This is a genomic window from Guyparkeria sp. SB14A, assembly GCF_005096345.1.
GTDB classification, from domain to species: domain Bacteria; phylum Pseudomonadota; class Gammaproteobacteria; order Halothiobacillales; family Halothiobacillaceae; genus Guyparkeria; species Guyparkeria hydrothermalis.
Window position 1 is genome coordinate 56,670 of the sequence record NZ_SWAW01000012.1, and the last position, 12,182, is coordinate 68,851.

Below are 12,182 nucleotides of genomic sequence, written 5' to 3' on the forward strand. Positions count from 1 at the left end.
GGCGCGATTCAGCCGCGCCTTGAGCTAGGTTGAAGACTCGGCCGGCCCTTATTGGTTTCCTCAAAGCCGGTGGCTCTTCATACGGAGGCGGGTATCGCAGGAACGGGTATCGCAGGAAATGATTCAGTGCGCCCGGCGTCAGGCAACACCCTTACGGTCACCGATCGACGGGCCCAGTCGCCCGAAACGCCTCATGAAAGCGGACGGTGCCGTGCGGGACAGGGCCGTCGAACGGCAGGACGAAGAAGACGTCGGGCGGGACGCCCTCGACCGCGAGATCGGATGGGTTCTTGAAGCCGAAGCGCGGGTAGTAGTCCGGATGGCCGACCAGGCAGCAACCCTGAGCATCGAGGGATTGCAAGTGCGTCAGACCCTCGCGGATCAAGGCCGCCCCGATGCCCTGACGCTGATACGCCGGCAGGACCGAGACCGGTCCGAGGCCGTACCAGCCGGACGTGCCGTCGGAGATCGTCACCGGGGAGAAGGCAATGTGACCGACGACCCGCCCGCCCCGTTCGGCGACCAGCGAGACGGTCAGCGCATCGACGGCGCGCAGGGCCTCGACGATGTACTGCTCGGTGTGCTCGCTGATCTCCACCGCGGCGAAGGCGGCCTGGGTGACCGCGGCGATCGCCTCGATATCAGCCGCGGTCTCGGGACGGATGGTGACCGGTGTGTTCATGGCTCAACCATAGGCGTTGAAGAGCTCGGATACGACGCGGTCGCTGCGCACGCCACGGGTCTGGGCGAACGTGAGCGCCTCGGCATGCAACTCGCCCCGACGATCCGACGATGGGGGGTCGGACCGAGCCAAGATGCCCTAACGGAACCACCAGCCCGGGTTGGCGCCGACCACCGCCGCCAGGCGCTCATACCCACGGCTGTCCGGGTGGGCTCCGTCCCCCGCTCGCACCGCGATCCGGTAGACGGCATCATCGACCAGCGGGCCGAAGAGATCGATGAAGGTCACGCCGCGTTCCCCGCACCGCTCGGCAAAGGCATCCGACAGGTGGCCGATCCGCCCATTATGGCCGTCATCGTCGACCGGTGGCGGCCCCACGAACAGGCAGGGATAGCGGCTCGCGAACGCGAGCATCGCATCAAGATTCGTGACCGACTCCTCGAACGGCACGCGCGTCTCTCCGCCTTCCCACGTAGTGTCATTGACCCCGCAGGACAGGACGATGCGCCCATCACACTGGGGAGGCAGCCTGGGCGCGCACTCGGCCTCCAGCCGCCGCCACAAATCACGACTGGTATCCCGGCGCACGCCGAGGTTGTAACTGGTCACGGGAACGCCCTGGCCGTGGGCATCACGACATAGCCGCCCGACCCAGCCCAGCACCGACTCGTCGCCGGTGCCGTTGACCAAGGAATCGCCCACGTAGCAAATACGGATATCGCTCACTCGCCGTTCAACCCCAGTGATTGAAGAACTGCCGCGCGACCCGGCCGCTGCGCACGCCGCGGGTCTGGGCGAACTTGATGGCTTCCGCGTGCAGCTCGTCGCGGTCGCCTGTCCAGTCGCGGAAGTAGAAGTCGACGATCTCCAGGTACTCCGGCTGGCTGATCGGGTAGAACGACAGCCACAGGCCGAACCGGTCGGAGAGCGAGATCTTCTCCTCGACGGCATCGGTGTGGTGCAGCTCGGTGTCGACCACCCGCGCCCCGTCGTTGTCGCTCGCCTGCTCGGGCAACAGGTGCCGGCGGTTGGAGCTGGCATAGACCACCACGTTCTCCGGCGGCAGCTCCAGCGAACCCTCCAGCACGCGCTTGAGACCCTTATAGCGGGAATCACCCTGCTCGAAGGAGAGGTCGTCGCAGAAGATGACGAAGCGCTGCGGCAGGTCCAGCAGCGGGTCGATGATCTCCGGCAGATCACCCAGGTCATCGGCGTCCACCTCGATCATCCGCAGGCCCTGCTCGCCGTAAGCATTGAGCATCGCCTTGATCAGCGACGACTTGCCCGTCCCGCGCGACCCCCACAGCAGCGCATTGTTCGCGCCGCGACCGTGAAGAAAGCGCCGGGTGTTCTCTAACAGCGCGCCCTTCTGGCGCTCGACACCCAGCAACTGCTCGGGGACGACCGGATCGACCCGGTGCACCGGGCGCAGTCGTTGCGAACCGGCGCGCCAGATGGCCGCGTGGGTGTTATGCCAATCAATATCCGACATCAGCTACCAGGATCGGTGGGAGTGAGACCTGAAATATACATGGCATGGAACCCTCGAGCCGAGAGCCCCCTTCGCCTTGCCGAGCGGCCGGCTAAAGCCCCTCGTCGTGCACTTATTCCCCTCGGCGGATCACGCTGTTGATCGCGACCGACCGGCCACCGAATCGAAGCCCGATCTCCCTGCCGTTCTCGCTCGCACTGATGTGGAGGTGCGGTTCGAGGCTGTTTCCCGAGTTGCCGACTTCGGCCAACGGTTGCCCCGCCGTAACGACCTCCCCTGGCGCCACTCTGATGCTGCCTTGCTTCAAGTGGGCCATGAAGATATCCGCCTCATCACACCGCACTACGACATAGTTGCCCTCCGACTGCTCCGTGTCCGGGTGTCCCGGCGGGTTGTCCGGCAGACCGGCACGAACCCGGTCGATGGGCCCTTGGCATGGGCTATGGAGTCTCTCGCCGAAGATTTCGTAGGCGCTCAACGCACGCGGAGCAATGCCGTCCGCGCGATTGCCAAACCGGTTGAGCTTGACGATGTCGACAGCCTTCCTGTCGCCACTCAGGGCGTGGAAGGGGTTGGTGACGGCACTGCCCCCGCCCTGGAGCACGTAATAAGTGCCGGAGCCGAGCGGGAAATCGACATCAAGGGTCTCGCCCGAGGGATAATACGACGCGATCGCCAGAGCGTTGAGCACCGAGAACAGGAGAAATACCGACGCACGCAGGACCGTGATCCCGCCGACGCGAGCCCGGCCATGAGGGCTGCCGTGCCATATCCGGAAGAACAGGAACACCGCGACAACGGCGAACAACCCAGGAAAAACGTACCGCAGGTAATAGCTTGTGAAGGCCCAGCTGCCCGCGAGGAAGGCGAAGGCCATGATGCTGCCACTGGTCAACACCAGCACTGCCCAATCGAGCCGATCCCGGCGCCCACGGCTAATCAGCCAAACAAGAGCGGCCCCCGAAAGGAGCAATGGGTAAGCCGCGAACGCAATAGGAAGACTTTCACTCACAGCGCTGATCCAGAAGTGCACAACGGTGTGGTGAAAGGCAACTGGAGCAACGAGTAGGTGTCCCGCGCGAGCCCCACAGCAGTGCATCGTTCGCTGCGCGGATGTTCTTCCAAACAATATCTGACATCAGCTACCAAGAACGGTGGAACTCACAGCTTAAATATACATGGCAGGGAGTCATCGGGCGGGGAAGTCCCCTTCGCCTTGCCGAGCGGCCGGGGTGCCGCAGGGTCGGGGCGGCATGGACGCCGCCCCGAGGTTCGCCGCGACAGGACGTCGCGTCGAACCGACCCGTCCGCGGTACCCCGGACGGGAGGGAAGCCCGCAGGGCCAAGGCGAGGGGTGCCCTTCTCTTTGGGCACTTTCTCTTGGGCAAGCAAGAGAAAGTGCCTCGCGCGCTGAGCACTGCACAGCAGAGAAATCGCTTCACGTAAGAGCGTGCGAAGAAGAGCCCATCACGCTAAAGGGTTCTCACCCCTTTTTCGCGGTTAAGGGCGTGCGCCCCCAAGTAACCCCTTCCACCTGAAGACAGGCTATCCGTTTCCACCCGACGGCACCCCATGATTTTTCAAGAGTTTATGAACAAACCATAGAAAAGCGCCAATCATATTCAAAAGAATACCCGCTACAAAAATCTTCGTTTCTCCCCCCATGCGTTCCCACCACGTCTCATTGAGCCTTACTCCTTCCATATAGACGATATCGACGGTGCCATTATATTTGATCTCGTCGGCGCTCAAGGGTCGAAAAGAGGAGCGCGCGCCACGAAGCTCCATAGCCGCACCTGATTCCAACTCATGAGTTTCGCCTTCAATTCGGACTTCTTGACTATCAAGGGCTCCAATTTGCGCAAACTCTATATGCGCCACATTGCGCGGCACGCTAACAGAATCGTAATCCGGAATAACAAGCCAACCGCCTCCTCCATACACATTCAAGGTATTATCTTCACTGATTTTTAAAAACGAGAACTCATCTTTTCTAACGAGCTGAAAAAGAACACCCGACATGGCAACCTCGGTGTCCACTTCAAAATTGCCTTCACCCAGATCATCAAGACCCGCCATCCGACAATCGAGCTTGGAGTCTGCTCTTGAAAAAGGCACAGGGTTAAAGCTTATTCGGCGCTCCTCCCCATCCACTTCGATCACAAGGTCACGAACCGCGGGCACCATACCAGAGGAATCATAATCAACCATTATCGACGACATAAATGCTGACATATCACTCGATGCTGTCCAATAACGCAACGCGCCGCCAGTAATAAAAAGCGAAGCTTTTGTGCGACCATCTTCACTTTCGTCAAACCGTAACATCCGAATATTTTCTTTTGTATCAAGGCCAAATTTATCATCATCTTCCGACACCACCCCTAGAGTTAAATCCGAACCCCCAGAGAGATATTGAGCGGAAAAATTCTGCACGTCAGGAAATACCCAATAAGGCCTGTCTCCTTCGGAGATTTCAAGCTGATCTAAGTCCTGATGGCACTCGACTGGAAAGTAAACCTGAAGGTCCCAGGTTGACTCAGGGACATCTTTGCGCCATTCCAAAGAATGAACACTTTTGGGACTGAGCCACCTGACCCTGTCTGACTCGAATTCTTTTTTAGAAAAAATTAGTGAATTCGACGTGGGACCAAATGAAGAGTCATCCGCTTTTTCGTCGAAACCATCTTGAAGAACATACGTAATATAAAACTCTCCCTTAAGGCTTCCCTCGATATACACAGGCTGAACGTAAAAAAGGAGCCAAACAGCAATGTAGACAAACACATTAAAGACAAACCCAGAAACAACTGGGGCCATCACCTCTATACTCCGCCTAACGCGAAATGATAAGTGGCGCTGACCCACCGCCATTTCACCAAGATGCTTCAAGATAACAACAAAACCGGCCACAAAAACCGATCCAAATAGTGACAAAACAAGAAGGATCCACAAAATGTCTAGTGATAAGCCGTCAGATATCGCCTGATATACCGCCCCAACCGCAACCTGAATAACAAAGTTTAGAGAAAAAGAGACGGCAAAAACGAATCTATAAGAAACAGCGTTAAAAGCCGCAAATATCAACACAAAAGCCAACGCCAACGAATACCAGACAAATGACGCGCTCAGCCAATCACCTAATCCGGATACTGGCGTCACTAACATTCGACTGACGGACTCAGGAGACGGGAGGAAGAACTGGGAAATATATATATAAACAACGGGTCCGGTGCCAATCACTAATGAAAGGCCAACAACATTAGCCAAAAAGACAGAGGCAGGACCGGAGGTTTCTCGCATCGTCACTCTTTGTTTTCTCATTTTATATAAAATTGAAATAACAATCAGACTCAATAAAGCAATAATAATTAACATTCAGATCCCTCTGATGAGCAGCAATGCGTCGATATAACAAAATAAAAGCCCGCTCAAAGCGGGCTTGGCATACTTATTTCAAATACGGTGGAGGAATCACTCCGGCCGCATATGCGGGAAGAGCAGCACATCCCGAATCGACGCCGAATCGGTCAACAACATGATCAACCGATCGATGCCGATCCCCTCCCCCGCCGTCGGCGGCATGCCGTGCTCCAGCGCGCGGATGTAGTCGGCGTCGAAGTGCATGGCCTCCTCGTCGCCGGCTTCCTTCTCGTTGACCTGCTGGGCGAAGCGCTCGGCCTGATCCTCGGCATCGTTCAGCTCCGAGAAGCCGTTGGCAATCTCGCGGCCGCCGACGAAGAATTCGAAGCGCTCGGTGACGAACGGGTCGTCGTCCTTGCGGCGGGCCAGCGGTGAGACCTCGGCCGGGTACTCGGTGATGAAGGTCGGGTCGTGCAGCTTGTGCTCGGCGGTCTTCTCGAAGATCTCGATCTGCACCTTGCCGAGGCCATACGAGTCCTTGAGCGGGATGCCGAGCTTCTTCGCGACGGCACGCGCGTTATCGAGGTCGTCGATGTCGGCGGCGGTGAGATCCGGGTTATGGCGCAGGATCGCCTCGCGGACGGTCAGGCGCTCGAAGGGCTTGCCGAACTCGAAGGTGTCGCCCTGGTACTCGATCGAGGTGCCACCGTGGACTTCTTCGGCGCAGCGGCGCAGCAGGTCCTCGGTGAGGTTCATCAGGTCGTTGTAGTCGGCGTAGGCCTGGTAGAACTCGACCATGGTGAATTCGGGGTTGTGCCGCGTGGACAGGCCCTCGTTACGGAAGTTGCGGTTGATCTCGTAGACCCGCTCGAAGCCGCCGACCACCAGGCGCTTGAGGAACAGCTCCGGCGCGATGCGCAGGTACAGCGGCATGTCGAGCGCGTTGTGGTGGGTGACGAACGGCTTGGCCGACGCCCCGCCCGGGATGGCCTGCATCATCGGCGTCTCGACTTCCAGAAAGCCGTGGCCGTCCAGGTAGTCGCGGATGAAGCGGATAACGCGGCTGCGCAGGCGGAACGTCTCGCGCGCCGACTCGTTCATGACGAGATCGAGGTAGCGCTGGCGATAGCGGGCCTCGGTGTCGGACAGGCCGTGGTACTTGTCCGGCAGCGGGCGCAGGCTCTTGGTGAGCATGCGGATGGAATCCACGCGCACGGAGAGCTCGCCCTTGTTGGTCTTGAAGAGCACACCCTCGCCGCCGACGATGTCGCCGATGTCCCAGGTCTTGAAGTCCTGGTAGACGTCCGTGCCGACGTCGTCACGCGCGACGTAGAACTGGATGCGGCCGGACTGATCGAGGATTGAGAGGAAGCTTGCCTTGCCCATCACCCGCTTGGCCATGACGCGACCGGCGACCGCGACGCGCACGGTGTTCTCCTCGAACCACGGTTTGTCGTGCTCGCCGTACTCGGCCTGCAGTTCGCCTGCCATGTGTTCCCGGTCGAAGTCGTTGGGGAACGGGTTGCCGGTCTCGCGCAGCTTTTTCAGCTTCTCGCGGCGCTCGGCAATCAGTTGGTTCTCGTCGAGTTCGGGCTTTTGCTCGGCCATGGTGTCGGCTCTTGATGGTTGGATGGGCCGGGTTGCCGGCGTGTCTGTCGTTTGGGTTGTAGGAGCGCCTTCAGGCGCGATGCCATCGGGCTGCGATGCGTTTCGCGGCTAAAGCCGCTCCTACGGTTGTCTTCACTGTGGGAGCTTGCCTGGCAAGCGAATCGCGCGGGGCGCGAGTCCCGGTTCGAGGTTGTACCCCACGTTAGCGGGGACGGCCGCTATGGCGGCCTTCGCGAGCGGGGCTCGCTCCCACAATGGGGTTTCGTTTGGGTTTCGCGGCTAAAGCCGCTCCTGCGGTTCGCTTACAGGCCGCTCTTGAGGCTGGCCTCGATGAACGGGTCGAGGTCGCCGTCGAGCACGGCCTGCGTGTTGCCGGTCTCGTGGCTGGTGCGCAGGTCCTTGATGCGGCTCTGGTCGAGCACGTAGGAGCGGATCTGGCTGCCCCAGCCGACGTCGGCCTTGGTGTCCTCGACCGCCTGCGCCTCGGCGCGACGCTTCTGCATCTCCAGCTCGTAGAGCTTGGCCTTGAGCTGCTTCATCGCGCGATCCCGGTTCTGGATCTGCGAGCGCTCGGACTGACACGCCACCACCACGCCGGTGGGGATGTGCGTGAAGCGCACCGCCGACTCGGTCCGGTTGACGTGCTGACCGCCGGCCCCGGAGGCGCGGTAGACGTCGGTGCGGATGTCCGCCGGGTTGATCTCGATCTCGATGTTGTCGTCGACCTCGGGGGAGACGAACACCGAGGCAAACGAGGTGTGCCGGCGGTTGTCCGAGTCGAACGGCGACTTGCGCACCAGGCGGTGCACGCCGGTCTCGGTGCGCAGCCAGCCGAAGGCGAACTCGCCCTCGAAGCGGATGGTGGCCGACTTGATGCCGGCGACCTCGCCGTCGGAGATCTCGATGATCTCGGTCTTGAAGCCGTGCTTCTCGCCCCAGCGCAGGTACATGCGCAGGAGGATGGAGGCCCAGTCCTGCGCCTCGGTGCCGCCGGCGCCGGCCTGGATGTCCATGAAGGCGTTGGACTCGTCCATCTCGCCGGAGAACATGCGGCGGAACTCGAGGTCCTCGATCCGCTTCTCGAACTCCTGGACGTCGGACTCGACCGAGGCGATGGTGTCCTCGTCGTCTTCCTCGCCGGCCATCTCCACGAGCTCACGCGCGTCGGTCAGGCCATCGCGCATCTCGGAGAGCGTGTCGACGATGCGCACCAGCGAGGCGCGCTCCTTGTTCAGCGCCTGGGCGCGATCCGGGTCGTTCCAGACGTCGGGCACTTCCAGCTCGCGATCGACTTCTTCCAGGCGTTCTTTCTTCTCATCGTAGTTAAAGATACCCCCGGAGCGACTCGGAGCGCTCGATGAGGTTGTCGATACGATTCAGGATCGGGTTGATTTCGGCCATGGAATGCGGTGTCGCTGGTAGTCGATAAGAGTTGAAGCAAGCGTCATCCGATCCAATCCGGGTGACGCCCGGATTCGACAGGAAGTGCGGTAGTTTACTGAATGCCCACGGTTACCTCAAAGCGCATGGCGACGGGAAAACGAGGGAGCGCCATCGCCATATTCCCAAGCGTTTTCCCTGTGGCATGATGAGGCTCGGCCACGCGCCCAAGGCATGCCGTTTCAGCTATATACCCGCCGGCGAATCGCCCAGTTCGACCCCACGCGAATTGCCCGGCCAACGGACGACGACTACCGACTATGGAACACCAGCAACAGCCCCTTTGCCCCGCCGCCCGGCGTTCGGTCGGTCGGCTGGCCGCCGCGGCCCTCGCCGGCCTGCTGCTCCTGCCACTGGCCGCGACGGCGGCGAACGACGCCCTGCCCGCCAAGGTGAACGCCGAGCTCGCCGCGCAGAAGCTGGATGCCAACCACCTGGGACTGTGGGTGCAGGCGGTCGACAGCGACACCCCGCTGATCAACCACCAGGGCGACCGGCTGTTCAACCCGGCCTCGGTGATGAAATTGGTGACCACGGTCGCCTCGCTGGACGTGCTCGGCCCGACCTTCCAGTGGAAGACCGAGTTCCTGGCCGATACCAAGCCGGTCAACGGCGTGATCAACGGCGATCTCTACATCAAGGGCTACGGCGACCCGTGGTTTCGCAGCGAGGACCTCTGGGACGCCGTGCGACGCCTGCGCGAACTGGGCGTGCAGGAGATCCGCGGCGACGTGATCCTCGACGATTCGTACTTCGCGCCGATCGCCGCCGACCCGGGCGACTTCGACAACCGCCCGGACCGCGTCTACAACGCCCTGCCCAACGCCCTGTTGCTGGACAACCGCGCCGTGCGCATCAGCATCACGCCGCACGGCCAGGGCGAATCGGCGGTGAGCACCTGGCCGCCGAACCCGCGCATGGCGCTGGACAACAGCCTCAACCTGGTCAACCAGCCCTGCCGCTCGGACACCAATCGCCCCGTGATCGACATCCGCAACCCGACCGATCCGGGCGCGGAGATCCAGGTGCGCGGCACCGTCTCGCGCCAGTGCGCGCCGCATCTCTACTACCGCGTCGCGGGCGACCCGCACGATGCCTTTTTCCACGCCTTCAAGGAACTGTTCGAGTCCGCCGGCGGCAGCATCACCGGCACCTGGCGCCAGGGGCTGGTGCAGGCCGGCGCGACCCGGCTGCTCACCCACGACTCCCGGCCGCTGTCGAACTACCTGTGGCTGATGAACAAGTGGTCGAACAACGTCATGGCGCGGCAGATCATGCTGACCATGGGCGCGGAGATCGAGGGCACCCCGGCCACCGAGCTCAAGGCCGCGCGCGTGATCGAGCGCTGGGCCGAGGACCGCGGCCTGAACTGGGACGGGGCGGTAGTCGAGAACGGCTCGGGCCTGTCGCGCATCTCGCGGCTCTCCCCGCGCCAGATCGGCCAGATGCTGCTCTCGGTCTGGACGAGCCCGTACATGGCCGAGGTGATGTCCACCCTGCCCATCGCCGGCATCGACGGCACGATGAGAAAGCGGCTGACCGACGGCTCGATCCGCGGCCACGCCCACATCAAGACCGGCACCCTACGCGACGTGCGCGCCGGCGCGGGCTACCTGCTGGCCAAGTCCGGCCGGCGCTACGTGGTGGTCATGCTGCACAACGAACAGGGCGTGCAGTACGGCGGCGGCACGCGCGTGCAGGACGCCCTGCTGACCTGGTTGTACGAGAACGGCTGAACGCCGCCGGCACCTGACCCGACCGTAGGAGCGCCTTCAGGCGCGATGGGGCGACCGGTGGTTGCGTTTCGCGGCTAAAGCCGCTCCTACGCAGCCTTGCCGATCAATTGCTCGGCCTCGCAAGCTCCCGGTTCGGACTGCCGTTCCACTCGTTCGGGACGCACGCCGGCGCGATCGAGCACGGCTTCAACATCCCACCCCAACCACTTGAATCCCGGCGATTCGCATCCAATCATTCCGGTAGGAAACTGGTTTGATTGGAGGTGAGACATGGCTGCTATCGATCGTATTCGTGACCGCTTCGAACAGATCGGCACGTCAATTACCGAGGGCTGGCGCCGCCTGACCGACGCGGCCGGCCAGGCGGTCACCCGCTTTACCCCGAGCCATCGCGAGTCCGCCGAGGGCAGTCATGACCTGGATCGACGCAACATCGGCTGGGGCCTGTTGCCGGTGGAGGTGTTCGACCAGGGCGGCCGGATCGAGGTGCGCCTGGAGGCGCCCGGGCTCGAGCGCGAGGACATCGAGGTGGAGGTGGTCGACGATCACCTGCGGATCGCCGGCGAGAAGCGCGTCGAGCGCGAACACCGGCAGGGGGAATACCACGTGGCCGAGTGTGCCTACGGCTGTTTTGCCCGACTGGTGCCGCTGCCGGCGGCGGTCAAGGCCGACTCAGCGCAGGCCCGCTACCGGAACGGCGTACTCAGCGTGACCCTGGACAAGGCCGAGGACAGCCGCCGCCGGCGCATCGAGGTCCAGAACGGTTAGACCTGACCCGGCTGGCCTCCCTCGACCAAAAGCCAGGCGGGCTCCCCCGCTTGCGGCCGGAACGCCACGTCCACCAGCCAGTGCCCGCCGGCCCGCACCGCGGCGAGCTGCCCGCCGATCTCCACCCCGATCGCCGCGGGACGCTCCCAGGGCGGGATGCCCTGATCCTGGAACCATTGCTTGACCGGCAGGCTCGGTCGACCGACGGCCGGCCGCAGCCGTTCACTGCCGCCCACCGGCCGCAGGCGCCACGCCTCCGTGGTCTTTCTCAGCCGCCCCCCGTCGTCGTCGGACTCGGCGCTGACCGGCCGTCGACACAGTGCCCCGCCTTCGTCCAGCGACAGGCAGGACTGGTCGTCGGGCCAGTCCCGCGGCCGCGTCGGCTCGGGTAGCGATTGCAGCCAGTGAATACGCTCCCGGTAGCGACGCAACTGGCCGCCGGGCCACTCGAGCAGCGGCTGGCGGTCGGCCGCGGCGGTACGCAGCTGGGCAAGCCATTCGCCCAGCCGTTCCGGGGGCGGCGGCAGGCAACCCAGGCGGGCCAGCCACTGGCGCAGCAGGTTGCACTGGCGATGCGGCGGCAGGGCCGAGGCCCGGCGCCAGTCCAGCGTGGTCCGGTCGAGCGGCTGGCCGGCGTCCAGCTCGGCCAGCTCGCCGAGCAGGCCCTGCTCCATCGTCAGGCGCTGGGCGCTGGTGCGCACCCGTGAGACGGCATCCGGCCAGAAGGCGCGCAGCGCCGGCAGGACGTGGTGGCGCAGGTGGTTGCGGGCAAACCCCGGGTCGTCGTTGGCCGGGTCGTCGACCCACGAGAGCCCGCTCGAGCGGGCGGCGGCCTCGAGCTCGGCCCGGGGCGTGTCCAGGAAGGGACGCCAGTGCGCGAAGGCCGCCCGCGGCCGCCAGGCCGACATGCCCGACAGTCCTCGCCCACCGGAGCCGCGCATCAGGGCCAGCAGGATGGTCTCGGCCTGGTCCTCGGCGTGGTGCGCGGTCACCAGCACCGGGGGATGGGCGGGGTCGTCGGTCGCCGCCTCGGCGAGCGCGGCATCGAAGGCTCGGTAACGCGCGTCGCGGGCGGCCGCCTCGGTCGACCCCC

The 12,182-nt window shown here is 63.1% G+C and carries 10 protein-coding genes; 2 read left to right on the forward strand and 8 right to left on the reverse strand.

Going from position 1 to position 12,182, the window contains the following annotated elements; translation table 11 throughout:
• Positions 1-157 precede the first annotated feature (157 nt).
• The 7 genes from FAZ79_RS06560 to prfB form a co-directional block, all read right to left on the reverse strand.
• Complete coding sequence (locus FAZ79_RS06560; RefSeq protein WP_136867179.1) at positions 158-682, reverse strand: N-acetyltransferase; 525 nt, start codon at positions 680-682, stop codon at positions 158-160.
• A 138-nt stretch (positions 683-820) separates the two neighbouring features.
• Positions 821-1,408 carry a GDSL-type esterase/lipase family protein gene (locus FAZ79_RS06565; RefSeq protein ID WP_211238809.1) on the reverse strand — a complete coding sequence of 196 codons (588 nt, stop codon included), beginning with the start codon at positions 1,406-1,408 and terminating at the stop codon, positions 821-823.
• Positions 1,409-1,415: 7 nt separating this feature from the next.
• Positions 1,416-2,174, reverse strand: coding sequence for an ATP-binding protein (locus FAZ79_RS06570; protein ID WP_136867180.1), 759 nt, complete (start codon positions 2,172-2,174; stop codon positions 1,416-1,418).
• A 112-nt stretch (positions 2,175-2,286) separates the two neighbouring features.
• Positions 2,287-3,078 (reverse strand): M23 family metallopeptidase, encoded by a 792-nt coding sequence (locus FAZ79_RS06575; protein WP_211238810.1) that lies wholly within the window; start codon positions 3,076-3,078, stop codon positions 2,287-2,289.
• Between the two features lie 641 nt (positions 3,079-3,719).
• On the reverse strand, positions 3,720-5,552 hold the full coding sequence (locus FAZ79_RS06580; RefSeq protein ID WP_136867182.1) for a hypothetical protein: 1,833 nt from the start codon (positions 5,550-5,552) through the stop codon (positions 3,720-3,722).
• A 96-nt stretch (positions 5,553-5,648) separates the two neighbouring features.
• Positions 5,649-7,145, reverse strand: coding sequence for a lysine--tRNA ligase (gene lysS, locus FAZ79_RS06585; RefSeq protein WP_136867183.1), 1,497 nt, complete (start codon positions 7,143-7,145; stop codon positions 5,649-5,651).
• 302 nt (positions 7,146-7,447) lie between these two features.
• A protein-coding gene (gene prfB / locus FAZ79_RS06590) for a peptide chain release factor 2 (RefSeq protein ID WP_136867184.1) occupies positions 7,448-8,546 on the reverse strand; the annotation gives its coding sequence in 2 pieces (ribosomal slippage) (positions 7,448-8,470 and positions 8,472-8,546; 1,098 coding nt in all).
• Positions 8,547-8,845: 299 nt separating this feature from the next.
• On the opposite strand from prfB, the gene dacB reads away from it, so the two are divergent.
• Both dacB and FAZ79_RS06600 read left to right on the forward strand, forming a co-directional pair.
• On the forward strand, positions 8,846-10,321 hold the full coding sequence (dacB, locus tag FAZ79_RS06595) for a D-alanyl-D-alanine carboxypeptidase/D-alanyl-D-alanine-endopeptidase (RefSeq protein ID WP_136867185.1): 1,476 nt from the start codon (positions 8,846-8,848) through the stop codon (positions 10,319-10,321).
• A gap of 270 nt (positions 10,322-10,591) precedes the next feature.
• Positions 10,592-11,089, forward strand: coding sequence for an Hsp20/alpha crystallin family protein (locus FAZ79_RS06600; RefSeq protein WP_136867186.1), 498 nt, complete (start codon positions 10,592-10,594; stop codon positions 11,087-11,089).
• On the opposite strand, the gene tilS is transcribed toward FAZ79_RS06600, so the two are convergent.
• Positions 11,086-12,182 (reverse strand): tRNA lysidine(34) synthetase TilS (gene tilS / locus FAZ79_RS06605; protein ID WP_136867187.1); only part of this gene is annotated, 1,097 nt, incomplete at its 5' end. The two genes, FAZ79_RS06600 and tilS, sit on opposite strands and share 4 nt — an antisense overlap.